General features: G+C 64.7%; 17 protein-coding genes and 1 tRNA gene. 7 read left to right on the forward strand and 11 right to left on the reverse strand.

Features of this window, described 5'->3' with window-relative positions; genetic code table 11:
• Window positions 1-29 precede the first annotated feature (29 nt).
• Window positions 30-1,193, forward strand: coding sequence for a M20 aminoacylase family protein (locus tag ACWGPT_RS11740; protein ID WP_452605786.1), 1,164 nt, complete (start codon window positions 30-32; stop codon window positions 1,191-1,193).
• A gap of 94 nt (window positions 1,194-1,287) precedes the next feature.
• A tRNA-Arg gene (locus ACWGPT_RS11745) sits at window positions 1,288-1,364 on the forward strand.
• A 12-nt stretch (window positions 1,365-1,376) separates the two neighbouring features.
• On the opposite strand, the gene ACWGPT_RS11750 is transcribed toward ACWGPT_RS11745, so the two are convergent.
• From ACWGPT_RS11750 to ACWGPT_RS11760, 3 genes are all read right to left on the reverse strand, one after another.
• Entirely contained in the window at window positions 1,377-2,084 is a 708-nt protein-coding gene (locus ACWGPT_RS11750; protein WP_452605787.1) for a fumarylacetoacetate hydrolase family protein, read from the reverse strand.
• Between the two features lie 115 nt (window positions 2,085-2,199).
• A complete protein-coding gene (locus ACWGPT_RS11755; RefSeq protein WP_452605788.1) occupies window positions 2,200-3,300 on the reverse strand; it encodes a methyl-accepting chemotaxis protein in 1,101 nt (366 codons plus the stop codon).
• Between the two features lie 194 nt (window positions 3,301-3,494).
• Window positions 3,495-4,715: an FAD-dependent oxidoreductase gene (locus tag ACWGPT_RS11760; RefSeq protein WP_452605789.1), complete on the reverse strand. Its 1,221-nt coding sequence runs from the start codon at window positions 4,713-4,715 to the stop codon at window positions 3,495-3,497.
• Window positions 4,716-4,848: 133 nt separating this feature from the next.
• On the opposite strand from ACWGPT_RS11760, the gene dxr reads away from it, so the two are divergent.
• On the forward strand, window positions 4,849-6,042 hold the full coding sequence (dxr, locus tag ACWGPT_RS11765) for a 1-deoxy-D-xylulose-5-phosphate reductoisomerase (RefSeq protein WP_452605790.1): 1,194 nt from the start codon (window positions 4,849-4,851) through the stop codon (window positions 6,040-6,042).
• A gap of 35 nt (window positions 6,043-6,077) precedes the next feature.
• Here dxr and hemA read toward each other — a convergent pair whose 3' ends face one another.
• The 4 genes from hemA to ACWGPT_RS11785 all read right to left on the reverse strand — a co-directional run bounded on the left by hemA (window position 6,078) and on the right by ACWGPT_RS11785 (window position 11,230).
• On the reverse strand, window positions 6,078-7,292 hold the full coding sequence (gene hemA, locus ACWGPT_RS11770) for a 5-aminolevulinate synthase (RefSeq protein ID WP_452605791.1): 1,215 nt from the start codon (window positions 7,290-7,292) through the stop codon (window positions 6,078-6,080).
• 188 nt (window positions 7,293-7,480) lie between these two features.
• Window positions 7,481-8,278 carry an FAD binding domain-containing protein gene (locus ACWGPT_RS11775; protein ID WP_452605792.1) on the reverse strand — a complete coding sequence of 266 codons (798 nt, stop codon included), beginning with the start codon at window positions 8,276-8,278 and terminating at the stop codon, window positions 7,481-7,483.
• Between the two features lie 12 nt (window positions 8,279-8,290).
• Window positions 8,291-10,639: a xanthine dehydrogenase family protein molybdopterin-binding subunit gene (locus tag ACWGPT_RS11780; protein WP_452605794.1), complete on the reverse strand. Its 2,349-nt coding sequence runs from the start codon at window positions 10,637-10,639 to the stop codon at window positions 8,291-8,293.
• Window positions 10,640-10,741: 102 nt separating this feature from the next.
• Window positions 10,742-11,230: a (2Fe-2S)-binding protein gene (locus ACWGPT_RS11785; RefSeq protein ID WP_452605795.1), complete on the reverse strand. Its 489-nt coding sequence runs from the start codon at window positions 11,228-11,230 to the stop codon at window positions 10,742-10,744.
• Between the two features lie 284 nt (window positions 11,231-11,514).
• On the opposite strand from ACWGPT_RS11785, the gene ACWGPT_RS11790 reads away from it, so the two are divergent.
• The 4 genes from ACWGPT_RS11790 (at window position 11,515) to ACWGPT_RS11805 (ending at window position 19,064) form a co-directional block, all read left to right on the forward strand.
• Entirely contained in the window at window positions 11,515-11,778 is a 264-nt protein-coding gene (locus tag ACWGPT_RS11790; protein WP_452605796.1) for a YMGG-like glycine zipper-containing protein, read from the forward strand.
• A gap of 162 nt (window positions 11,779-11,940) precedes the next feature.
• Entirely contained in the window at window positions 11,941-13,863 is a 1,923-nt protein-coding gene (locus ACWGPT_RS11795; protein WP_452605797.1) for an autotransporter assembly complex protein TamA, read from the forward strand.
• Window positions 13,864-13,911: 48 nt separating this feature from the next.
• Window positions 13,912-18,378, forward strand: coding sequence for a translocation/assembly module TamB domain-containing protein (locus tag ACWGPT_RS11800; RefSeq protein ID WP_452605798.1), 4,467 nt, complete (start codon window positions 13,912-13,914; stop codon window positions 18,376-18,378).
• 206 nt (window positions 18,379-18,584) lie between these two features.
• Window positions 18,585-19,064 (forward strand): chemotaxis protein CheW, encoded by a 480-nt coding sequence (locus ACWGPT_RS11805; protein WP_452605799.1) that lies wholly within the window; start codon window positions 18,585-18,587, stop codon window positions 19,062-19,064.
• Window positions 19,065-19,144: 80 nt separating this feature from the next.
• Here ACWGPT_RS11805 and ACWGPT_RS11810 read toward each other — a convergent pair whose 3' ends face one another.
• From ACWGPT_RS11810 to fdhF, 4 genes are all read right to left on the reverse strand, one after another.
• Complete coding sequence (locus tag ACWGPT_RS11810) at window positions 19,145-20,800, reverse strand: OFA family MFS transporter (RefSeq protein ID WP_452605800.1); 1,656 nt, start codon at window positions 20,798-20,800, stop codon at window positions 19,145-19,147.
• Between the two features lie 78 nt (window positions 20,801-20,878).
• Window positions 20,879-21,223 (reverse strand): formate dehydrogenase subunit delta, encoded by a 345-nt coding sequence (locus tag ACWGPT_RS11815; protein ID WP_452605801.1) that lies wholly within the window; start codon window positions 21,221-21,223, stop codon window positions 20,879-20,881.
• Window positions 21,213-22,040, reverse strand: coding sequence for a formate dehydrogenase accessory sulfurtransferase FdhD (gene fdhD, locus ACWGPT_RS11820; protein ID WP_452605802.1), 828 nt, complete (start codon window positions 22,038-22,040; stop codon window positions 21,213-21,215). Before fdhD ends, ACWGPT_RS11815 begins: the two co-directional genes overlap by 11 nt.
• 8 nt (window positions 22,041-22,048) lie before the next feature.
• Complete coding sequence (gene fdhF / locus ACWGPT_RS11825) at window positions 22,049-24,928, reverse strand: formate dehydrogenase subunit alpha (protein ID WP_452605803.1); 2,880 nt, start codon at window positions 24,926-24,928, stop codon at window positions 22,049-22,051.
• Window positions 24,929-24,932: the final 4 nt, after the last annotated feature.

Genomic DNA, 24,932 nt, shown 5'->3' on the forward strand with positions numbered 1-24,932 from the left:
ATCACGTATCCAGTATCCACGGGGAAAGAATGCCGATCATCAACCGAGCCGCCGAGCTGCAGGCGGAAGCCACGGAATGGCGACGCCACCTGCACCAGCACCCCGAAATCCTCTACGACGTTCACGAGACCGCCGCCTTCGTGACGGCCCGTTTGCAGGAATTCGGCGTCGACGAGATCGTCGCCGGCATCGGCGAAACGGGCGTCGTCGGGATCATCCGGGGCCGGGGGCCCGGCGAGCGGACGATCGGCCTGCGCGCCGACATGGATGCCCTGCCGCTCGAGGAGATGACCGGCAAGCCCTGGAGCTCGAAGGAACCTGGCCGCATGCATGCCTGCGGCCATGACGGCCACACGTCCATGCTTCTCGGCGCCGCGAAATACCTTGCGGAGACGCGCAATTTCAACGGCTCCGTCGCCGTCATCTTCCAGCCCGCCGAGGAGGGTGGTGCCGGAGCGTGGGCGATGATCCAGGACGGGCTTATGGAGCGTTTCGGGATCGACGAAGTCTACGGCATGCACAACATGCCCGGTATCCCGATCGGCCGGTTCGCCATCCGCAACGGCGCCATCATGGCGGCCCCGGACAAGTTCGCGATCACCGTCAGCGGACGGGGCGGCCACGCCGCGCAGCCCCATCGCACGATCGACCCCATCTTCGTCGGCGCGCAGATCGTCGGCGCCCTGCAGGCGATCGCCGCGCGCAATACCGATCCGCTGGCCTCGGTGGTCGTTTCTGTGACGCGTTTCCAGGCCGGAACGACGCACAACATCATCCCCGACAGCGCCGAACTCGGCGGCACGGTGCGCAGCCTGAGCGACGAGGTCGGCGATCTCGCCGAGGAGCACATCCGCCGGATCGTCGACGGCATCGCGCTTGCCCATGGCGCGACCGCCGAAATCCGCTACGAGCGGAATTGCCCCGTCACCATCAACCACGACCGGGAAGTCGGCCATGCCGTAAGCGCAGCATCGGAGGTCGTCGGAGCGGCAAATCTCGATACGGACGTGGAGCCGTCCATGGCAGGCGAGGATTTCGCCTTCATGCTGAGGAGCCGGCCGGGAGCCTTCATCTTCATCGGCAACGGCGACAGCGCCGCCCTCCACAACCCCGCCTATGACTTCAGCGACGAGGCGATCGCCTACGGCATATCCTACTGGGTGCGCCTCGCCGAACAGCGGCTGGCCGACTGACCGGCAACGAATGACGATGTACGACCGACGCCGGCGAACGCCCTGACGAAAGGGCTTGGCTTCGGCGGACGGCTTTTGTATGGATGCTGGCAATGGTCCCGTAGCTCAGCAGGATAGAGCACCAGATTCCTAATCTGGGGGTCGCGCGTTCGAATCGCGCCGGGATCACCATTCCCCTCTAAATCACACCACCCGGAAGCGTATCTCGCCCAGACCTTCCACGTATCCGCTCATCTCGTCGCCCCGCGAAACGGCGCCCACGCCCGGGGGTGTGCCGGCGAAGATGAGGTCGCCTGCCTTCAGCTCGAACAGGCGCGAGAGGTAGGCGATCATTTCCGGCACCTTCCAGATCATCTGGTTGAGGTCGCCGTTCTGGCGGATTTCGCCGTTCACCTTCCGCCAGATCGCCCCCCGAACCGGATGTCCGATATCGACGACCGGATGAAGGGGACCACAGGGAGCCGAAGCCTCGAAGGCCTTGCCGGTTTCCCACGGGCGGCCGAGCTTCTTGGCCTCACCCTGAAGATCGCGCCGGGTCATGTCGAGGCCGACCGCATAGCCGTAGACGCAATCGAGAGCACGCTCGACAGGGATGTCGCGCCCGCCCTTTGTGAGCGCCACCACCAGTTCGACCTCGTGATGGACATCGCTGGACATGGCCGGATAGGGGAAGTCCTGCCCCACGGGGACGATCGTGTCCGGGTTCTTCTGGAAGAAGAAGGGCGGCTCCTTGTCCGGATCGTGTCCCATCTCGACGGCGTGATCGGCGAAATTGCGTCCGACGCAGTAGATACGGTGGATCGGGAAGAGCGCATCGCGTCCCGCGACCGGAAGCGACGGCACCGGCGCCGGCTCGAAGACGAAAGTTCGGTTCTGGGACGTCTGCGTCATGTCTTGCTCCGGCAGGCTCTGGCAAAGGCCCAGCCTTGCCACATCGCCGGCGCTCCGTCGAGACGTCGCTCCGGCATTGTCGTGAGTGCCGGTCGTTCACGGGTGGACTGTGGTATTATCCGAGGTCGAGCGCCGCGCGGATCAGGTCGTCGCTCTCGGTCTCCTGCACGACGACGCCGTACCAGCCGAGGCCGTCATAGTCCTCGTAGCCGAGGGTCCTTGCGAAGGCGACGATCGCGCCGTTGCGATCGTAGTAGCTGCCCTTGTCCTCTCCGGCCTTCTTCTGCAGGGCGTAATGGGTGAAGAGCAGTGAAGGATGCGTGGTGGCGATGACCTTGCTGCTGCTATCGACGAGCATGATCGTCGTCTTCTCGGCCACCTGCGGCGGAAGGTTCGCTTCCTTCTCGACGATCGCCTGGCCCTGCATCTGCCAGTCGAAATAGACCCCGAGCGTTCCGATGAGTTCTCCGTCCAGCTTGCCGCCTGCCCTGACGCCGGTCGCATAGACCAGGGCGTTTCGCCCGTCGTGCAGGCTGCTCGGCTTGACGTCGTCGACGATATAGTCGTCGCCGGATCCACACCGCCTCGCGGTCGTGAACCATGGTTCGGATGCGACGATGGAACCAGCGATCCGCCTCTGGAACGCGGGGTTGGCGGAGGCGACGACGCGACCGTCCAGATCGGTCAGCACCAGGTCGAGATAGACGGTGTAGAAGCGGTTGATCACGCCGAGCCGCTCGGAGGCGAAGGCGCGGGTCTCGGCGTCATCGCCGGAAAGGGCCTGCCAGAGCGCGGAGTCCGTTGCCCACCAGCGCACGTCGGCCGTGCGTTCGAAGAGGTTTCGGACGATCAGCTGCACCAGCGTCTGTGCGAGGTCGGTAAGCCGGACACCCTCCATCTCGACGACCAGCGAATCCGCCATGCTGCGACCGAGGCCGATACGACCGAGAACCCGCGATTCGAACTTCTCGGCAATCTCCGTGGCAGTCTGCGCAAGCCGTTGCACCTCGTTGGCGACGACGGCGAAGCCTTTTCCGGTATCGCCGGCCTTTGCGGCCTCGATCAGCGCGTTGATCGCCAGAAGCCGGATCTGTTTCACGACGCTGGCATTGTCGGCGCTGAACCGGTCCAGTTCGCTACCGATGCCCTCGGTGACGATCTTCATGGTGCGGGGCGTTGCCGCAGCGGGAGGCTTGTCCTTGGTCTGCGGCAGCATGGAATGGCCTTGCCGATCAATACGAGAAGGTTGAAACCGGAACTTTTACGACATTACCTGACTATACTTATGCAACACGGTTAATGTTGTGTTACGTCGCGTCGCGGGCGAGCCAGGATTTACCCAAATAATTCCGCTTCCGGGCGCCGATTGAATGCCAGGTAGTAACGCCATCGGGCCAGTGCCGAGCTTGCCTACCGGCTGGTCCGGACGTGCTCCATGCGAAATCCGAGACCGATCAGCCGGCCGGCCAGATGGGCAAGGACCGGCCAGCGGGCGATGCCGCGGATGAAGGCGGGCGGGCCCTTTCGCCTTTCCGTGTCGCCCTCATCCTTCCGCCGGCTGCTGCGCATCATCACCTGGAGCTTCTGGGTCGCCCTGGTCGGGAAACTGCGCCGCTGCTGGACGGCCGCGAGGTCGGCATCGGCCAACCGGCCTTCGCGAAGCGGCCGGGCAAGGATATTGGCCGTCGCCACGGCGTCCTGGATGGCAAGGTTTACCCCGACCCCGCCGATCGGCGACATTGCATGGGCGGCGTCGCCGATGCACAGCAGCCCCGGCCGCCACCATTGCTTCAGGCGATCGATGCGGACGGTGAGCAGGCTGACGTCCTCGAAGCTTTCGATTTCGTCCAGGCGATCGGGCGGCAGCGGGGAAATCTCCCGCACCATCTGCCGGAATGCTTCGATCCCGTCTTCCCTGATCTCGGCATACGTCCCCTTGCGAACGACATAGCCGCACTGCCAGTAATCGCCGCGGTTGATCAGCACCAATCCCTGCCGCGGACCGGCGTGCCCCATGACCTCGACCGGATCTCCCGGCTGCCGGCTGAGCTTCATCCAGAGCACCTCGCTCGGCACGCCGAGGTTTTCGACCTCGAGCCCGGCTTCCCGCCGCACGACCGAATTGCGGCCGTCGGCCCCGACCACGAGTTGCGAGCGGATCTCCGTGATGCCCTTTTCCGTCTCGACGCGAAGCCCGACGACGCGACCTCCATCCTCGATCAGGTCGACGACCCTCGCGGGCATCACAAGCCGGAAGTTCGCAAACGCACCTGCCTTGCGTGCGAGGAAGTCGAGGAAATCCCATTGCGGCATGAAAGCGATGAACCGGTTCCTCACCGGCAGGCGGGAGAAATCCGCGATCGTCACGTTGCGCCCGCCGATCTCCGCCGAAAGCTTCGGCGCGCGCGTATGCGGCAGCGCCAGGAACTCCTCCGCCAGCCCCAGTTCATGCATCACTTCCAGCGTCGAGGGATGGATGGTGTCGCCGCGAAAATCGCGCAGGAAGTCCGCGTGCTTCTCGACGACAACCACATCGACGCCGGCCCGCGCAAGGAGGTATCCGAGCATCAGCCCGGCGGGACCGGCTCCGGCGATGACGCATGTGGTCTGCATTCTGTCCTGCTGATCCATGTCCCTTACTTCGTGTGAACGGTGGCCGGGATCAAGGTGCGGCCGATAGCAGTTTCGTCAGTCGAGGCTCACCCTTGTGACGTTCATCCCGGGCCTGTAGACCACCACGAGATCATCTGCGGGAAAAATGACAATGGCAATCGGCTCCGGCGCTAAGCGCCGCATCTCCATTCTCGGCTCGACCGGATCGATAGGCGTCAACACGCTCGATGTCGTCGGGCAGCTGGGCGGGCGGGACGCATTCGACCTGGTTGCCCTTACCGGCAACCGCAATATCGAGCTGCTTGCACGGCAGGCGAAGGCGTTCGGGGCAAAAACCGCCGTGACCGCCGACGAGGCAAGATACGCGGAACTGAAGGCGGCACTTTCCGGAACCGGGATCGAGGCCGCAGCCGGCCGAAACGCGGTGGTGGAAGCCGCCGCCGCCGAAGCCGACTGGGTCATGGCAGCGATCGTCGGGACAGCCGGACTGGCGCCGACGCTTGCCGCGGCAGAACGGGGCGCCGATATCGCGCTTGCCAACAAGGAGTGCCTGGTATCGGCCGGCGATCTTTTCGTGCACGCCGTGAGGAAGGGCGGCGGCCGCCTGATCCCGGTCGACAGCGAGCACAGCGCCATCTTCCAGTCCCTGGAGGACGACCAGCATCATGCGGTGGAGCGCATCATCCTGACCGCGTCCGGAGGGCCCTTCCGCACATGGTCAAGGGAACAGATGGCGGACGTCACGGCGGATGTCGCCAGGGCGCATCCCAACTGGTCCATGGGCCTGAAGATATCGATCGGCAGCGCCTCCATGTTCAACAAGGCGCTGGAGATGATCGAGGCAAAGCACCTCTTCGACCTGCGGCCGGAGCAGATCGAGGTCATCGTCCACCCGCAGTCGATCATCCATTCCATGGTGGGCTACACGGATGGCTCGGTTCTTGCCCAGCTCGGCGCGCCGGACATGCGCACGGCAATCGGCTATGCGCTCGCCTATCCGGACCGGCCGATGCTGAACGTCGACCGGCTCGATTTCGCCAAGCTCGCGAAGCTCGATTTCGAGGCTCCTGACGAGGTGCGCTTCCCGGCCCTGCGGCTGGCACGCACGGCGCTGGAGCGCGGCGGCGTCCAGGGTGCGGTGATGAATGCCGCCGAGGAAGTTGCCTTCGATGCCTTCTGCGCCGGTCGGATCGGCTTCCTGGCGATGGCGGACGTTGCCGAGGAGGTCATGGAGGCGATGGTCGCTCATCCTACCGCTGGCTCCATCGAAGAGGTCTTCGAGGCGGACGCGGAAGCCCGCAGACGGGCGGCGGCGATAGTCTCCAAACGAACAATGGCCGCATAAGCGGCCATTGGACTTGTCCGATCTGTCGGGGAGCCTCAGGCGACCGCGCGAGCGAGCGCGCAGCGCGACCAGAGCTGGTGCACGCCTTCGACGAGACGCTCGAGATCGCCGTCCGTATGCAGCGGCGTCGGGGTGATGCGCAGACGCTCCGTCTTGCGCGGCACCGTCGGGTAGTTGATCGGCTGCACGTAGATGTCGAACGAATCGAGCAGGATGTCGGAGATCCATTTGCACTTGGCCGCGTCGCCGACCATGATCGGGACGATGTGGCTCGGATTGTTCATGTGCGGGATTCCGCGCGCATCGAGCAGCGAACGCAGCTTCTTGACGCGATCCTGGTGGCGGATGCGCTCGAACGGGCTCGCCTTGAGATGGCGGATCGAGGCGGTCGCGCCGGCAGCCAGCGTCGGCGGCAGGGCCGTCGTGAAGATGAAGCCGGAAGCGAAGGAGCGGATGAAGTCGCAAAGAGCGGCGGACGCGGCGATATAGCCGCCCATCACGCCGAACGCCTTGCCGAGCGTACCCTCGATGATCGTCAGCCGGTCCATCAGGCCTTCGCGCTCGGCAATGCCGCCGCCGCGCGGGCCGTACATGCCGACCGCATGAACCTCGTCCAAATAGGTCATGGCGCCGTACTTGTCGGCGAGATCGCAGATCTCCTTGATGGGGGAGATGTCGCCATCCATCGAGTAGACGGATTCAAACGCGATCAGTTTCGGCGCCTTGGGATCGGCGGCCGCAAGCTTTGCTTCCAGGTCCTCGAGGTCGTTATGCTTCCAGATCACCCGCTCGCACTTGCCGTAGCGGATGCCCTCGATCATCGAGGCGTGGTTCAGCGCGTCCGAGAAGATGATCAGGCCCGGAATCTTCTGGCCGAGCGTACCGAGCGTTGCCCAGTTGGAAATATATCCCGACGTGAAGACGAGCGCCGACTCCTTGCCGTGCAGATCGGCAAGTTCCTGCTCGAGAAGAACATGGTAGTGGGTGGTGCCAGAAATATTCCGGGTGCCTCCCGCACCCGCGCCACAGTGATCGATCGCCTCATGCATGGCGGCGATCACGGCCGGATGCTGGCCCATGCCGAGATAGTCGTTGGAGCACCATACGGTGACTTCCTTCGGGCCGTCAGGAGTATGACGCGTGGCGCGCGGAAAACTGCCGCGATGCCGCTCGAGATCGGCGAACACGCGATACCGGCCTTCCTGATGAAGACCCTCCAGTTCGCTCTTGAAAAATGCCTCGAAATCCATGTCAAACTCCAGAACCTTGCAACGGTTTTGGTTTCTCGCTCGCGCCCCGTCAACCCCGTAGATTGGAATTAATCCAGACTGCGGCAATTGGACGTTCTTTCGACCGGTCCCGGCGTCACAGGTATCTGATCCGGCTCACCCGGATTTGATCCACATCAAGCGGAGAGACAAATGCCGGCCTTGCCTCCTCACCCCGCCGCCATCACCGCACGCTTCGCCATCACGCGGACGAGATTCGCCCGGTAGTGTGCGTCGGCATGCATGTCGGAGAGCATGTCTGCCGGTTCGACTTCGGCATCCCCGACAGCTTCAGGCGACCAGGATGACGAAAGCCTCTCCTCCATGCCCGTGTGGCGGAAGACGCCGTTGGCCCCCGCGCCGGTCACCGCAACCCGCACACCCTCGGCCTTCCTCGCCACGAATACGCCCACAAGAGCAAAGCGCGACGCGGGATTTGCAAACTTTGCGTAGCCTGCCTTCTCCGGCGCCTCGAAGGTCACCGCGGTCACCATCTCGCCCTCCTCGAGCGCCGTTTCGAACAGGCCCGCGAAGAACTCGTCGGCAGCGATCCAGCGCCGATCGGTGATGATCGTCGCCCCGAGCGCCAGGATCGCGGCCGGATAGTCGGCGGCCGGATCGTTGTTGGCAATCGAGCCGCCGAGCGTTCCCATGTGGCGGACATGCGGATCGCCGATCATGCCGGCGAGGTCGCAGATCGCCGGACAGACCGATCGCAGGAGCGACGAGGCGGCGACATCCGCATGGGGCGTCCCGGCCCCGATCCGGACATTCCCGCCATCGATGGAAACCCCCTTCAGATCGGGAATATGGCGAAGGTCGATCAGGTCCGTTGGCGCCGCCAGCCGTTGCTTCATCGTGGCGATCAGTGTCATCCCTCCGGAAAGGTAACGCCCTTCCTCATGCTGGCCCTTCAGCTTGACGGCGTCCTCGACGGAGGAGGCGCGGTGATAGCTCGTTGCATACATGTCCGATCCTCCTCAGTTCTGCGCGTGGATGGCCCGCCACACTTTCATGGGCGTGGCCGGCATGGTCAGGCTGTTGTTGCCGATTGCATCCGTGATGGCATTGATGAGCGCCGGCGGGGAACCGATCGCTCCCGCCTCGCCGCAGCCCTTGATGCCGAGCGGATTGCTCGGGCAGGGCGTGTTCTGGTGCGAGACGCTGAACGAGGGCAGGTCGTCCGCCCGCGGCATGGCGTAATCCATGTAGCTCGCGGTCAGCAGCTGGCCGCTGTCCCGGTCGTAGTGCACTTCCTCCAGCAACGCCTGGCCGATCCCCTGCGCCAGTCCCCCGTGCACCTGGCCCTCGACGATCAGCGGGTTGATGATATTGCCGAAATCGTCGGCCGCGACGAACTGTATGATTTCGGTCTTGCCCGTCTCGGGATCGATCTCCACTTCGGCGATGTAGCAGCCGGCCGGGAAGGTGAAGTTGGCGGGATCGTAGAAAGCCGTTTCCTTCAGGCCGGGCTCCATCCCGGACGGCAGATTGTGGGCGGTATAGGCAGCCAGCGCCACCTGGAACCAGGGAAGCGTCTTGTCGGTGCCGGCCACCTTCAGTTCGCCGTTCTCGATGACGATGTCGCTGTCGTCCGCCTCCATCAGGTGGGCGGCGATCTTCTTCGCTTTCGTCTCGACCTTCTCCAGCGCCTTGACGACGGCGGACATGCCGACGGCCCCGGAACGGGAGCCGTAGGTTCCCATCCCCATCTGGACCTTGTCCGTATCGCCGTGGACGATGTTGACGCTGTCGATCGGAACGCCGAGGCGCTCCGCCACCAGCTGCGCGAAGGTCGTCTCGTGACCCTGGCCGTGGCTGTGCGAGCCGGTAAGAACCTCGATGGTCCCGACCGCGTTCACCCGCACTTCCGCCGATTCCCACAGGCCGACACCGGCACCCAGCGAGCCGACGGCAGCCGAGGGCGCAATGCCGCAGGCCTCGATATAGCAGCTCATGCCGATACCGCGCCGCCGGCCACGCGCTTCGGCCTCGTCCCGCCGGGCCGGGAAGCCATCCCAGTCGGCCGCCTCCATGGCAGCGTTCAGCGACGCCTCGTAGTCGCCGGCGTCATAGTTCATGATCACCGGCGTCTGGTGGGGGAACGTGCGGATGAAGTTCTTGCGGCGCAACTCGGCGGGAGAGATGCCGAGTTCCCGTGCGGCCGTCTCCATCGTCCGCTCCAGGAGGTAGGTCGCCTCCGGTCGCCCGGCCCCGCGATACGCATCGACGGGCACCGTATTCGTATAGACCGTGCGGACATTGGCGTGGATGGACGGGATGGCGTACTGCCCGGAGAGCAGCGTCGCATAGAGATAGGTCGGCACGGCAGAGGAAAAGAGCGACATGTAGGCGCCGAGATTGGCGATCGTGTCGACCTTCAGGCCGATGATGCGATGATCGGCATCGAACGCCATCTTGACCTTCGAAACATGGTCGCGGCCGTGCGCATCGGTGAGGAAGGCTTCCGTGCGATCCGACGTCCACTTGACCGGGACGCCGGTCTTCTTCGACGCCCAGAGACAGACGATTTCCTCCGGATAGATGTAGATCTTCGAGCCGAAGCCGCCGCCGACATCGGGGGCGATGACCCTCAGCTTGTTTTCCGGCGCGACATTGTAGAAGGCGCTCATGACGAGCCGCGCCACATGCGGGTTCTGGCTCGTCGTGTAGCACGTGAAGTGATCCTCGGCGGCGTCGTAGATCCCGAGCGTCGCACGCGGCTCCATCGGGTTGGGGGAGAGCCGGTTGTTGTGGAGCTCGATCTCGGTGACATGGGCGGCCGTTGCGATCGCGCGGTCCGTCTCGGCGCTGTCGCCGATCTCCCAGTCGAAGATCAGGTTGCCCGGCGCTTCGGGATGGATCTGCGGCGCGCCGGCTTCCAGCGCGGCAACCGCCTCCGTCACGGCCGGAAGCTCCTCGTAGTCCACGACCACCGCTTCGGCCGCGTCGCGCGCCTCGGCGGAGGAATCGGCAACGACGATGGCGACCGCATCGCCGACATAGCGGACGGTTTCGTGCGCGAGCGGCCGCCAGGCCCCCATGTTCATCGGAGAACCGTCCCGGGAGTGGATCATCCAACCGCAGATCAGGTTGCCGATGCCGTCGGCCTGCAACGCCTTGCCCTCCAGAACGTCGATGACGCCCGGCATGGCCTTGGCCGGAGAGACGTCGATGCCGCGTATTCTTGCATGGGCGTAGGGGCTGCGTACAAAGCACGCGTACTTCATTCCCGGAACCGACATGTCGTCCGTGTACCGGCCCTTGCCGGTCAGGAACCGTTTGTCCTCCTTGCGGGTGACGCGTGCACCAATTCCTTCAACACCCATCTTCATCTCCTCCAGAAATGAGCGAACAGCGGAACTGGCGAATGGCGGAAGCGTCTTCAGACCGGCCGCGGAGCGGCTGACCGTCGCTCCTGCCTTCGCCCCTTACTCGGCGGCCTGCCGGCCGGCGTGGATCTCGGCATTCGCCGACAGCACTGCCTTGACGATGTTGTGATATCCCGTGCACCGACAGATATTGCCCTCGAGCTCGCGACGCACTGTCGCCTCGTCGAGGGTCCCGCCATGACGGCTGATCATGTCCACGGCGGTCATCACCATGCCGGGCGTACAGAAGCCGCATTGCAGGCCATGGTGCTCCTTGAAGGCTGCCTGGACGGGGTGAAGCGCGCCGGGAGCGGAGACCCCCTCGATCGTCGTGACGCTGGAGCCGGACGCCTGGACGGCGAGGATGGAGCAGCTCTTGACGGACTTGCCGTCCACGTGGACCACGCATGCACCGCACTGGGTGGTGTCGCATCCGACATGCGTGCCCGTCAGCCCCAGTTTCTCCCGGATGAAATGGACCAGAAGCATGCGGTCGTCACAATCGCCGCTCACCGTACGGCCATTCACCGTCAGCGTCACTTTTGCCATAGTGCTCCTCCTCGTGCCTCCTCCAGACACACCCGCATCATTTGCCTTTTTGGCGGGCCGATCAACCCTGCCTTCCCGTGGACGCGTATTTTTCCGAAAGCCCTCGCGAACGCCCCGCGAAAATGCTTCCAAGGAACCGGGAATGAAAGATTCCGCCGTTGCCCGTCCCGGCGTATGGACATCGGCGTCGACCGATCTATTGTTCTCTCGGATACGCTGCGCACAGGCCACGCAGAAGCGTTGCTGCCAGCGGCAGTACGAACTTGAATTTTGGGAGAGAGACCATGAAAAAAGCACTCGCACTCGTGCTGACGGGCTTGATGCTGGCAAGTTGCACGCAGACTGAACAGGGCGCCGCCATCGGGGCCGGCACCGGTGCCGTGATCGGCGGCCTGGCGACAGGCAATGTCCGGGGTGCCGCGGTGGGCGCCGCGATCGGTGGCGTTTCCGGCGCCGTGATCGGCTCCGTCGCCGAACAGCCCGGCCAGTGCTACTATCGTGACCGCTACGGCCGCCGTTACATCGACGACTGCCCGCGTCGCTATTAAGCCCCCCATCTGGCGAATGTGGCCCCGGAGCAAGCTCCGGGGCTTTTCTTTTGAAAACAAATGCTGAAACATCAAAAGAGGTGTTCGGCCACGGCTTTAGCCGCTAAAAGAGCGAGCTTGACGCTTGATAGACCGCTCGGAAGGCAAAACCCGATAGTGCGCATGCGTAAACCAGTTAGCGAGGCAGCCGGCGCCTGCTTCCCAGGGCGAGTGGCGACGTTCACGGCCTCGGCGGTCGTGATCGGCCTGCTGTCCGTCTCGCCGGCTCATGCCTTCAAGCTGTTCGGCCTCAATCTGTTCGGCTCCGACGAGGAGACCGTCGAGGTCATCAATCCCGTCCGCTATGACGCCACGCTGTCCACCGGCGACGCCGACCGGGATCTCGCCAAGCGCCTGGAAAACGCCACGACGCTCGTCAACGACGAAAAGCAGCCGGTATCCGGCGATCTCGGCATCGTCATCAAGGCCAGGGAAGACCGGGACCGGCTTGTGGCGGTGCTCTACGAGGAGGCACGCTACGGCGGCACGGTGGAGATCGCCATCGACGGCGTGGATATCGACGCCCTCCCTCCTAACCCGACCTTCGATCACTCCCGCCCGGTACCGGTGACGGTCACCGTCGTGCCCGGCCCGGTCTTCACGCTGGGCTCCGTTCGGTTCGAAGGCGATGCCGCCGGGCGCAATCCTGCTGACTACGACCTCGTTCCGGGTGGAGAGGCGGGGTCTCGCGTCATTCTCAAGGCCAGCGAGAAGCTGCTCGTCGATGTGAAGGCGGAGGGACGCCCGCTTGCGCGCCTGACGGAGCGGCAGGTGACCGCCGACCACCGGACGCTGACGGTGGACGTGGTGACGGGCGTCATCAGCGGCCCCGAGGCCGATTTCGGCAATGTGGCGGTCAAGGGATCTCGCACCGTGAAGGCGGATTTCATCCGCCGCTATTCGCGATTGGACAGGGGCGAACGCTATTCGCCCGAGCAGTTGCAGAAGGCTTCCGAACGCCTGCGGGAACTCGGCGTGTTTTCCAGCATCACCATCAAGGAGGCGGACGCGCTCGCCCCCGATGGCACGCTCCCGCTCGTGATCGAAGTTTCCGAGGGCAAGCATCGCTATTTCGGTTTCGGCGCCGAATACTCCTCTCTCGATGGCGCGGGCGTGGAAGGCTACTGGGGCCACAGGAACCTCTTCGGGGAGGCTGAATCGCTCCGCGTCGAAGGCAAGGTCTCCGGCATCGGTGCGACGACCGACGTGACGACCTTCGACTATTCCGCCGGCATCATCTTTACCAAGCCCGGCTTCCCGGTGCCCGAAGCTACCTTCGACGCGCGCCTTGTGGCCAAGAGCGAAACGCCGGACGACATCTACGAGGCGCAGACGATCCTGGGTTCGGCCGGCTTTTCCTACGAACTCAACGAAACGGACACCCTGAAGGCCGGCGGAGAAATCGCCTGGATCAAGGCCGACGACGCCTTCGGCGAAAACGAGTACCTGACCTTCAGCATTCCGGTAGCGTTCGAGCGGGACGCGCGTAACAACAAGCTGGACCCGACCGAGGGATACTGGGCGACAATCGGCGCAAAGCCCTCCTACGAGTTCTTCAACGGCACCGTCTTTTCCACCTTCGAGGGCTCGCTGTCCGGCTATCTCGGGCTCGGGGCGGAGGACAATATCGTGTTGGCGGGCAAGGTTGCGGCCGGCACGCTGGCCGGAGCGGACAATCTTGCAGACATACCGGTAACCCGCCGCTTCTTCGCCGGTGGCGGAGGATCGGTTCGCGGCTATTCGTTCAGGGAGATCTCGCCCTATAATGATGCTGACGAGGCTCTCGGCGGACGCTCCTACGCGACGGCCTCGTTCGAAGTCAGGACCAGGATCACCGAGAATATCGGTCTCGTGCCATTCATCGACGTCGGCACGGTCTCGACCGAAATGGTGCCCGATTTCTCGGATATCCGTGCTGGCGCGGGAATCGGGGTCCGGTATGCGACGCCGTTCGGGCCGCTTCGCCTGGACGTTGCAGTACCGCTTCAGAAATACGACGGCGGCAGCGACTACGGCATCTATGCCGGGATCGGGCAATCGTTCTGAGTGCGCCGCGAGGCGATTAACTAGAGGCAGGATTGGATGGTTCGCCTGTTGAAATGGATTGTGAAGATCGCGCTTGTCGCGGTGGCGGTCCTGCTCGTCATGGCCCTTGGCATCCTGCTCTTCCTGGGATTGACGCCGGTCGGAAGCAAGATCGCCGCCGAACGGGTCGCGTCAATCATCTCAACACCCGATCGCGAGATCAGCTTCTCCCCTCCTGAAGGCCTTCTGAGCGGCGACCTGCGCATTGCCTCCGTCACGCTTTCGGACGACCAGGGCGCCTATGCGCAGATCGACGGCCTGCGGGTCGACTGGTCGCCCACGGCGCTGCTCGGCGGCGTCTTCCGCGCGGAAAGCGTGACGGTGGACAAGGTCGACCTCTTGCGCGCGCCGGGTCCTTCCGCCGTGCCGCAGGACCGTAGCCAGTCATCCGGTTTCTCCCTGCCGGTGGGCGTGCAGGTCGCGCAGATCGACATGCCGGACATCGAGATCTCCCCGGCTCTTGCGGGGCGGCCGTTCTCGCTTGCCCTGAAGGGGTCCATCGACGCCACCGAACACAGCATACGCCTCGATCTCCAGGCGTCCCGCAAGGACGAGCCGGCTGCACGCGCGGTTGCGGATATCCTCTACGCACCGGGAGAAAACCGGCTTTCCGTCGATGCGTCGGTTTCGGAGCCGCAGGGCGGACTGCTCGCGCGGCTGCTTCGCCTGCCCGGCACTCCCGCGGTGGACCTTGCGCTGACAGGCGACGGCCCCCTCTCCGACTGGTCCGGCAAGCTGGACGGCAGCGTGGCCGGAGAGCCGGTTGTCTCCGTCGACGCGAACCACCAGATGCTGCCCGACGGAAGTCGCAGCGTCTCCGTCATCGGAGGCGGCCAGCTCGCAACCCTGATGCCGCCGGCGTTTCGACCGCTGTTCGAGGATACGACGGACATCGACGTCGCGGCCAATGTCAGCCCTGGCGGACGGATTTCGATCGACGAAGGCCGTATCCGTTCCGGCTCCGTGGATGTCGTCGCTTCGGGGGCCTGGGACCCTACCGGCGACAACAGCCTGACGGCAAGCCTGACGGGAACCAAGGGACCGGTGTCGATCCTCTGGCCGATCGCAGGTCACGACAGCCGCTTCACCATCGACACCGTGAACTTCACGCTGACGGGAGCCGCCACGTCGGCACGTTTCAACGCGACGGCAGCGCTCCAGTCGGCCGAGCTTGCCCAGGGACGTTTCGGTGGGATCAGGCTTCAGGCCGAAAGCGAGGACCTGGACCTGACGCAACGGACCGGCAGCATACGCTCGCGCCTCACCGTGGCCGAAAGCGACTTCACGGACGAAAACCTGGATCGCGTGCTGCGAGCCCCAATTACGCTGGACGCCCCTTTGCGCCTCGATCTTCCGGCCATCGGGCTGGACGCTGCCACGATCGACAGCGCGAGGGTCAACGGGACCGTCAGCGCCACCTACAATACCGAGACGCAGAACTTCAGCGGCAATTTCCGGGTTACGGCGGCGCCGGCCGCCCTGCCACCCTCCCTCGCCTCGCGCTTCGAGAACCCAATCCTGGCGGAAGGTTATGTCGAGCGAAATGCCGACCAGATGAAGGTCGAAAACCTCGTCCTGAGATCGGACACGGTCGAGGCCCACGGCAATGCGACGCTGAACGGCCAGCAGTTGACGGGCCGCATCGCCGGCCGCGTCCTTGAACTTCGCCGCTGGGTGGCCAATGCCGAAGGTGCGGCGGGATTTGACGTGTCGGCCGAGGGGCCGCTCGACGCCCTCTCTGTGACCGGCATCATCAACGCGGCCGAGATCCGGCTGGCCGGAAAGCTCGTGCAGGACCTGCGCGTTGACGTAGAAGGCGTTGCCAACCCGCAGTCGCCGACCGGAAAGCTCGCAGCCACGGGCTCGATAGAAGGACAGCCGCTCAAGATCAACGCGGACGTGGTCACGGAAGGATCGCGCACTTCGGCACCCGCAATCAACCTCGAGGTCGGCCCCAACCGGCTGGAAGGTGCCCTGAGCTTCTCTCCTGACCTGCTGCTCGACGGAAATCTGACGTTCGACTTTCCGGACGTCTCTCTCTTGGCAGCGCTCGCGGCCCAGAGGGCGGAAGGCGACCTTCGAGGGTCGGTCGGCTTCCGCAACAGTGACGGGCGGACGTCCGCGGTTGTCCAGGCAAGCGGCACCCGGATCGCGAGCGGCAGCCTCGAGGTCGCAGAACCGGTGATCGACGTGACCGTGCCCGATCTTGGGACTCTGGCTGCGGACGGAACCGTCCGCGCCAGCCGTCTTGGAACCGCGACCGCGGCGATCGAGGCGCTCAACCTCGGCTTCGCGCACGAGGGTTCAGGGACCCGGCTTAACCTCGACGCCCGCTATGACAACGCGCCGCTTCGCGGTGTCGCCACCGTACAGACCGGTGACGCAACGACCGTGGATCTCGAAAGCTTCACCGCCGAGCCTCGCGGGATCCCCGTCCGGCTGGTCGCCCCTTCGACGATCGTGATCGCCAACGGCGACGCCCGGCTCTCCGATTTGACCATCGGCACCGGTGACGGCCGCGTTCGCCTGACGGGCACGGTCGGAAACATGCTGGATCTGCGGGCAAACATTCAATCGCTTCCGGCGAGCCTGCTCAACGCGTTCCTGCCCGCGCTCAACGCAGCCGGCGCCATTTCCGGCACGATCGATGCGGACGGCTCTCTCTCGGCTCCTTCGGTGCGATATGACCTCGAGTGGAGCGAGGCACAGCTGCAGCAGACGAGGCAGGCGGGCGTCGGGCCCCTGCAACTCCAGGCGACCGGCAGCTTTGCCGACAAGACGCTTCGCCTCGAGAACACGCGGCTCACCGGACCCGATGGGCTGGATCTCGATGCGTCCGGCCGCGTCATCCTGAACGAAGGCGCCCCGCCCGCCCTCGACATCAACGCTACGGCCAAGTCCATCCCGGCCAGTCTCGCCAATGCCTTCGTTCCCGGCCTCGGCGCGCGCGGGACAATAACGGGCACCGTTACTGCGGCCGGCACTCCGGAGGCTCCCGCTGTCCGTTATGACCTGACATGGTCGGATGCAGCGGTGGCGCAGACGACGTCCTCGGGGCTCTCCGCCCTTCAGGTAAAGGCGAGCGGCGAATACCGGGACAATACGGTTACGCTTGAGACGCGCCTTGCGGGCCAGAGCAACCTCACCCTCTCCGGCGGTGGCACGATCTCGCTCGTCGGAGAACGGGCGCTCGATCTCCGTTTCAACGGTCAGATACCGTTTGCCATCCTGGCCGGGCAACTGGCAAGCCAGGGCTTCGTGCTGGAGGGGACGGGCCGGGTCGACCTGGCGATCGGCGGGACCACGGGATCACCCTCCATCACCGGCTCGGCCTCTACCTCCGGCGCACAGCTGATCGATGTCCAACGCAACCTCGCGATCCAGCAGCTTGCCGCAAATGTCGCCTTCACGGGTACCGAGGCGAATATTACCAGCCTGACGGGAACGCTCTCGACCGGCGGCCGTGTTTCGGCAAGCGGCACCATCGGTATAACCCCCGGCTCCGGTTTCCCCGCCGACCTGTCCGTCATCCTGGACAACGCCACCTATGTCGACGGCACGCTTTTTACGGCGACGGCAAGCGGCAACCTCACCGTGAAGGGGCCGCTGACGGCAGGCCCGGTCCTCGGCGGCCGCATCACGCTCTCCGAAGCGTCCATCACCGTCCCGGCCAAACTGCCGACCTCCCTGACCGAGATCGAGATCCGCCACCGCAATCCGCCACCCGCCGTGGTCAGGCAGGTCCGCGAACTGGCGCCGGAACAGCCCTCGGGCACGTCCAGCCCCATGGCTCTCGATCTCCAGATCAGCGCGCCCAGCGGGATTTTCGTGCGCGGTCGCGGCATCGATGCGGAACTCGGTGGCGAACTCACCGTCACCGGCACCGCCGCCGCGCCCCAGGTCTCCGGCAGTTTCGAGATGCGCCGCGGACGCATCGTCATCCTGACCAAGCGTCTCGATTTCACCTCCGGCGAGATCACCTTCGGCGGCGGCCTCATCCCGGTCCTCGATCTCGAGGCGAGCACCTCATCGGCGCAGACGACGATCACCGTCAACGTGAGAGGCGTCGCCAACGATCCCGAGATTACGTTCTCCTCCTCGCCTGCCCTGCCGCAGGACGAGGTGCTGGCGCGCCTGATCTTCGGCCAGTCGATGTCGCGTCTGTCGCCCCTGCAGATCGCCCAGCTCGCCGACGCTGTGAGCCAGCTGGCAGGCGGCGGCTCGACATCGCTGCTGGAGACGCTCCGCAGCAATCTCGGCGTCGATGACCTCGACATCAACACCGACGACACGGGCCAGACCAGCGTTTCGGTCGGTCGCCGCCTGAACAATCGCACCTACCTGCAACTCGAACAGGGCGGATCCGACGGCGCGCGCGCGACCATCAACATAGACATCGGCCGCGGCGTGAAGCTCAAGGCGGGCGCCGGCACCGAGGGCGGCAGCGCGGGTATCTTCTACGAACGGGAATACTGACCGGCGCCGAGCGGCGGGCAGATTGAAAACGCGGCGCGCTGCGCGGACTGCGTTTGCGGCCGGCGGTTTAGATTTATTCAACGTTCTCGGAATAGGCTGGTGACATCGCACCACGACACGAAGCGCGCAGCCGGAAGCCGCGTCCGCTTTCAACGCCGCGTCGCGCGTCGCCTTGCTCCAGGCACCGGAGAGATGGGAAGACATTGATGGCCACGATGAACACTTCTGCAAGCTACAGCGCCGAGACGCTGGAAATCATCGCATTCCGCCTCCACGACCAGGAGTTCTGCGTCAAGACCACCACCATTCGCGAGATCCGCGGATGGGCGCCGTCCACGCCGATCCCGCATGCACCCGCGGACGTCATCGGCGTCATGAACCTGCGCGGCTCGGTTATCCCGATCATCGATCTGGCCCAGAAGCTGGGCATGAAGAGCGCCGTCGCCACCGAGCGTAGCGCGATCGTCGTCGCGGAGGTCCACAACATGGTCATCGGCATGCTGGTCGACCAGGTCTCCGACATCCTGACCATCCCGTCGAACCAGGTCCAGCCGGTCCCGGAAATCTCCGCTTCCTTCGACAAGTCCTTCTCCGAAGGCATCATCGCCAACGAGAACGGCATGATCTGCTTCCTGAACCTCTCCAAGATGTTCAAGGGCAACGAGGTCGAGGATCTCGCCGCCTGAATTCGTCCCATCCGGACAAGAAAAAATGCCGCCCGATCTCCATCGGGCGGCATTTTCGTTTCATCGCACCGTAGCCGGTCTTATCCGAAGATCGCCAGGCTGCTCTTCAGCGTGACCCATACGCCCCAGAGGAGCGGGATGCCGACCACCGCCCAGGCGGCGAGTGCCTTTCCGTCAAACCCGCCCTTGCCGATTCCGAAGGAACCGGTCGGACCTGCGCTGGCAGCGGCAGTCTTCGCCTGCAGCGAGGCTACTTCCTCTTCCGACATGAACCACTTGTCGGCGAGCGGGCGGATGAAGGCGTTCGCCACGAGACCGAGCGCCAGCATGCCGGCGAGGATGTACATCGTGCCGCTGTAGAGGGCGGGACCCGGCGCAACGCCGGCCGCAATCTGTGCCTCGCGGATATAGTTCACGACAACCGGACCGACGATCCCGGCCGTGGCCCAGGCCGTCAGCAGCCGTCCGTGGATCGCGCCCACGAACTGCGTACCGAAGATGTCGGCCAGGTATGCCGGGATCGTGGCGAACCCCCCGCCGTACATGGAGAGAATGATCCCGAAGGCGAGGACGAAGAGGGCCTTGCTGCCCATTTCGGCCAGTGTCGGTGCTGCAGCGTAGAGGACGATGCCGATGATGAAGAACGCGAAATACGTGTTCTTCCGACCGATCTTGTCGGAGAGCGAAGCCCAGAAGAACCGACCGCCGATGTTGAACAGCGAGAGCAGCCCGGCAAAGCCCGCGGCGATCGCCGCGATCTGCGCCTTCTGGGCGGTATCGAGTTGCGAGAAACTGAGTTCCGGCAGGCCGATCAGGGACCCGGCGAAAATTTCCTGCAGCATGGGCGAAGCCATGCCGATGACGCCGATACCTGCCGAAACGTTGAGGCAGAGCACGACCCAGATCAGCCAGAACTGCGGCGTCTTGTGAGCGTTTCTGAGATGCACGTGACGGGTCGTGATCATCGTGTTCTTCGCAACCGGCGGGGTCCAGCCCTCCGGCCGCCAGCCGGCCGGCGGAATGCGATAACCGAACGCGCCGCCGAGCATGAACGCGAAATAGATGATCGCCATCACGACGAATGTCTGCCAGACCCCGACCGTCGTATCGGTCTTGAAATAGTTCATCAGGATGTTGGCAAGCGGTGCACCGATCATCGCACCGCCGCCGAAGCCCATGATCGCCATGCCGGTCGCCATGCCGCGGCGGTCCGGGAACCACTTGATGAGCGTCGAGACCGGCGAGATGTAGCCGAGGCCGAGGCCGATGCCGCCGATGACACCGGCGCCGAGCCACATCAGCCACAACTGGTGGGTCATGACGCCGAGCGCCGCCACCAGCATGCCGCCGCACCAGCAGCAGGCAGAGACGAAGCCGGCCTTGCGCGGGCCGACCCGCTCCAGCCAGCCGCCCCAGATTGCTGCCGAGCAGCCCAGGAGCACGAAGAACAGCGTGTAGATCCAGCCGAGATCCGCAACGCGCCAGTTGCACTCGGTGGTAAAGAGCGCGCCGATCAGGTTCAGGTCGGCGCAACCGGCCGGCGTCTCAGCGCCGAGCGCGCGCGACAGCGGCAACCAGAATACGCTGAACCCGTAGGCCATGCCGATGCACAGGTGGATCGCCAGCGCCGCGGGCGGCACGAGCCACCGGTTGAAGCCTGGCTTTGCGATGATCCGTTCTCGGTCGAGAACGCCGGGCTCGGAGAGCCCTCCGGCGGTTGTCCCTGCGACTGCCATTCCAATCCTCCTCTGGAAAATGGACTTCACAAAATGCGGTTCAAGCGCCCTCTCACCCGAAGTCGGTGCATTGCCCCCTCAGGCGCTGCGTTCCGGGATGCTTGGTTCGGAAAGTGACTCGCCCGCGACCACGCCCTTGCCGCCCGGAGCGCCTTCGGCGGCCTCGGCGCCGACGCCGACCCCCGAACCGACCCTGGCCTCCGGCCTGCGGATCAGGGTCGAGGCCTCGATGACCAATGGAAGCAGTCCGTCTCCGCCGGCATCGAGATGCTCGAAGAGGTGCCGGCGCATGCGCGGCTCCCAGAACTTGTTGATGTGAGTCGCGACCCCTTCCGCCCGCACGCTCTCGGGCTGGGAAAGGAAGAAGGTGGCGATCTGGTTCGCCATCCGGATGAGCTTGTCGTGAGACTGGTCATGCGACATGAAGGGTGGTTCCCATCTTGATGCGGTCTCCCCGTGTGAAGACCTCGAAATCCTTGCCCCGGGCCAGCGCGACGATCGTCATGCCAGCCTCTTCGGCCGTGCGGATGGCGAGCGCCGTTGGCGCGGAAATGGCGATCAGCATGGGCGAGCCGAGGATGGCCGTCTTCTGCACCATTTCAACGGAAAGCCGGCTGGTCACCACCACGACGCCGCTCGAGCCGGCAGTCCCCTGGCGCGCAACGGCGCCGATCAGCTTGTCGAGCGCGTTGTGCCGTCCGACATCCTCACGCACCGCGGTCAGTCCCCTGCCCGGCACGAAGAAGCCTGCACCATGCACCGCATGCGTCTCCGCATGGAGCGGCTGGCTCGCGTTGAGGGCGGTGATGGCCGCGCTGACATCCTTCGCGTCCAGCTGGCACTTGACGCCGGAAAGCTCGGGCACCGGGCGCATCGCCTGGTCGAGCGATTCCAGGCCGCACAGACCGCAGCCGACGGGACCCGCCATGCTGCGTCGACGGCGGCGAAGCGCCTCTTCCTTGTTTCCGACAAGGGTGATCTGGACATCCAGTCCCTTGCCGGCCGAGACCACCTCGACCGCTTGGATCTCGTCCGGTGAACCGATGATCGCCTCCGTCAGGCTGAAGCCCACGGCGAAATCGACGAGATCGCCGGGGGTGCCCATCATCACGGCATGGGTCGAGCCGCCGTAGGAGAATGCGATCGGCACCTCCTCCGGAACGACCCGGACGCCGGGACGCACATCGCCGTCACGGCACACGGTTTCCCGCGCCGCCGTCTTCGTTTCGTAAGCCTGCACCGCCTGTCCTATTCCGCTGCTTCAAGCTTTCCGGCAATCCGCCGGGATCGCCGCGACAGTTCCTCGTAATCCTGCTGCCATTCTGTCGGCCCGTTGGAGGGCGATACCTGCACCGCAGTAACCTTGTATTCCGGGCAATTCGTCGCCCAGTCGGAAAAGTCCGTGGTGATGACGTTCGCCTGCGTGTCCGGATGGTGGAAGGTCGTGTAGACGACGCCCGGCGAGACGCGATCGGTGATCAGAGCCCGCAACGTGGTGTCGCCGGAGCGGCTCGCGAGCTTGATCCAGTCTCCGTCCTTGATGCCGCGCTGTTCGGCATCGTGCGGATGGATCTCGAGCCTGTCCTCGTCATGCCAGACGACATTCTCGGTCCGACGCGTCTGCGCCCCGACATTATACTGGCTGAGGATGCGGCCGGTGGTGAGAAGCAGCGGGAAGCGCGGTCCCGTCCGCTCGTCGGTCGCGACATATTCGGTGCGGATGAACTTCCCCTTGCCGCGCACGAAACCGTCCACGTGCATGATCGGCGAGCCGTTCGGGTACTTCTCGTTGCAGGGCCACTGGACCGAACCCTTTTCGTCCAGATAGGCGTAGGAAACGCCGGCGAAGCTTGGCGTGGTGAACGCGATCTCGTCCATGATCTGGGACGGATGCGTGTAGGTCCAGTTGAGGCCCATCGCCTGCGCAAGCTTCTGGGTAACCTCCCAGTCCGCATAACCGTTCTTGGGGCTCATGACCTTGCGCACGCGGTTGATGCGCCGCTCCGCATTGGTAAAGGTGCCGTCCTTTTCGAGGAAGGTGGAGCCTGGCAGGAAGACATGCGCGTAATTGGCCGTCTCGTTCAGGAAGAGGTCATGCACGACGACGCATTCCATCGCGGCAAGACCGGCGGCGACATGCTTGGTGTCCGGGTCTGACTGCAGGATGTCCTCGCCCTGGATATAGATGCCCTTGAAACTGCCCTCGACGGCGGCATCCAGCATGTTGGGAATGCGCAGGCCCGGTTCGTTGTTGAGGGTGACACCCCACATCTTCTCGAATGTATCGCGGGTCGCGTCGTCCGAGATATGGCGGTATCCGGGAAGTTCATGGGGGAAGGATCCCATGTCGCATGAACCCTGGACGTTGTTCTGGCCGCGCAGCGGGTTCACGCCGACGCCCGGCCGGCCGATATTCCCGGTCGCCATGGCAAGGTTCGCAATCGCCATGACCGTCGTCGAGCCCTGGCTGTGCTCGGTGACGCCCAGGCCGTAGTAGATCGCTCCGTTGCCGCCCTTGGCGTAGAGCCTGGCCGCGCCGCGGACGAGCTCCGCCGGAACGCCGGTGAAGGCCTCCGTCTGTTCGGGGCTATGCTGCGGCTCGGCGACGAAGGCGGCCCAGTCCTCGAACTCCGACCAGTCGCAGCGCTCGCGGATGAAGGCTTCGTCGAATATGCCCTCGGTGACGATCACGTGGGCCAGCGCGGTCAGGACGGCGACATTGGTGCCCGGCTTCAGGGGCAGGTGGTAGCTTGCCTCCACATGCGGCGTGCGAACGAGGTCGATGCGGCGCGGATCGATGACGATCAGCTTTGCGCCCTGCCGCAGGCGCTTCTTCAGGCGCGAGCCGAACACCGGGTGACCTTCGGTCGGGTTGGCGCCTATGACGATGACGACATCGGAATGCTCGACCGAATCGAAGTTCTGCGTCCCGGCGGACGTCCCGAAGGCCTGCCCGAGGCCATAGCCCGTCGGGGAGTGGCAGACGCGGGCACAGGTATCGACATTGTTGTTGCCGAAGCCGGCGCGGATGAGCTTCTGGACGAGGAAGGTCTCCTCGTTGGTGCAGCGCGAGGATGTGATCCCGCCGATCGATTCCCGACCGTACTGATACTGCAGTCGCCTGAACTCGGAGGCGACATGCGAGAACGCCTCCTCCCAGGTAACCTCCCGCCAGGGATCCGTGATCTTCTCGCGGATCATCGGGTTGAGAATGCGGTCCTTGTGATTGGCATAGCCATAGGCAAAGCGACCCTTGACGCAGGAATGGCCGCGGTTGGCCTGCCCGTCCTTGTAGGGCACCATGCGCAGAAGTTCCTCGCCGCGCATCTCCGCCTTGAACGAACAGCCGACGCCGCAATAGGCGCAGGTGGTCACCGCCGAATGCTCCGGCTGGCCGATGGCGATCACCGATTTCTCGGTGAGCGTGGCTGTCGGGCACGCCTGCACGCAGGCACCGCAGGAGACGCATTCGGAGTCCAGGAAATGCTCGTGCATGCCCGGCGACACGCGGCTATCGAAGCCGCGGCCCTCGATCGTTAGCGCGAATGTCCCCTGCACCTCTTCGCAGGCCCGGACGCAGCGCGAGCATACGATGCATTTCGACGGGTCATAGGTGAAATAGGGGTTGGACTCGTCCTTCGGCATCCACTGCGGATTGATCTCGCCGTTACTGCGGGCCTTCACGTGGTTGTCGCCGTCATAGCCGTAGCGCACGTCGCGCAGGCCGACGGCGCCCGCCATGTCCTGCAGTTCGCAGTCGCCGTTCGCGGCGCAGGTGAGGCAGTCGAGCGGATGGTCGGAAATGTACAATTCCATCACGCCGCGGCGGATCTGCTTCAGCCGTTCGGTCTGGGTGTGGACGACAAGGCCCGGCGCGACCGGCGTCGTGCAGGAGGCGGGGGTGCCGTTTCGTCCCTCCACCTCCACCAGACAGAGGCGGCAGGAGCCGAAGGCATCCACCATGTCGGTGGCGCAAAGCTTGGGAACCTGGATCCCGGCCTCCCGGGAGGCCCGCATGATCGAGGTTCCTTCCGGGACCGTCACCTCGCGCCCGTCTATCGTCAGCGTGACCTGCGCCTCGGAGCGGGAAGCCGGCGTGCCGTAGTCGATTTCGTGGATCAGGGCCATTGTC

This window comes from Pseudorhizobium sp. NPDC055634 (assembly GCF_053618655.1).

Bases quoted from the DNA above. Each gene is read 5' to 3' on its own strand.
- dxr (WP_452605790.1), top strand. From the start codon at position 4,849: ATGGCAATCGGCTCCGGCGCTAAGCGCCGCATCTCCATTCTCGGCTCG.
- ACWGPT_RS11760 (WP_452605789.1), bottom strand. From the start codon at position 4,715: ATGGATCAGCAGGACAGAATGCAGACCACATGCGTCATCGCCGGAGCC.
- ACWGPT_RS11810 (WP_452605800.1), bottom strand. From the start codon at position 20,800: ATGGCAGTCGCAGGGACAACCGCCGGAGGGCTCTCCGAGCCCGGCGTT.
- ACWGPT_RS11755 (WP_452605788.1), bottom strand. From the start codon at position 3,300: ATGCTGCCGCAGACCAAGGACAAGCCTCCCGCTGCGGCAACGCCCCGC.
- ACWGPT_RS11740 (WP_452605786.1), top strand. From the start codon at position 30: ATGCCGATCATCAACCGAGCCGCCGAGCTGCAGGCGGAAGCCACGGAA.
- ACWGPT_RS11805 (WP_452605799.1), top strand. From the start codon at position 18,585: ATGGCCACGATGAACACTTCTGCAAGCTACAGCGCCGAGACGCTGGAA.
- ACWGPT_RS11790 (WP_452605796.1), top strand. From the start codon at position 11,515: ATGAAAAAAGCACTCGCACTCGTGCTGACGGGCTTGATGCTGGCAAGT.
- ACWGPT_RS11775 (WP_452605792.1), bottom strand. From the start codon at position 8,278: ATGTATGCAACGAGCTATCACCGCGCCTCCTCCGTCGAGGACGCCGTC.
- fdhF (WP_452605803.1), bottom strand. From the start codon at position 24,928: ATGGCCCTGATCCACGAAATCGACTACGGCACGCCGGCTTCCCGCTCC.
- ACWGPT_RS11785 (WP_452605795.1), bottom strand. From the start codon at position 11,230: ATGGCAAAAGTGACGCTGACGGTGAATGGCCGTACGGTGAGCGGCGAT.
- hemA (WP_452605791.1), bottom strand. From the start codon at position 7,292: ATGGATTTCGAGGCATTTTTCAAGAGCGAACTGGAGGGTCTTCATCAG.
- ACWGPT_RS11780 (WP_452605794.1), bottom strand. From the start codon at position 10,639: ATGGGTGTTGAAGGAATTGGTGCACGCGTCACCCGCAAGGAGGACAAA.
- ACWGPT_RS11815 (WP_452605801.1), bottom strand. From the start codon at position 21,223: ATGTCGCATGACCAGTCTCACGACAAGCTCATCCGGATGGCGAACCAG.
- ACWGPT_RS11795 (WP_452605797.1), top strand. From the start codon at position 11,941: ATGCGTAAACCAGTTAGCGAGGCAGCCGGCGCCTGCTTCCCAGGGCGA.
- ACWGPT_RS11750 (WP_452605787.1), bottom strand. From the start codon at position 2,084: ATGACGCAGACGTCCCAGAACCGAACTTTCGTCTTCGAGCCGGCGCCG.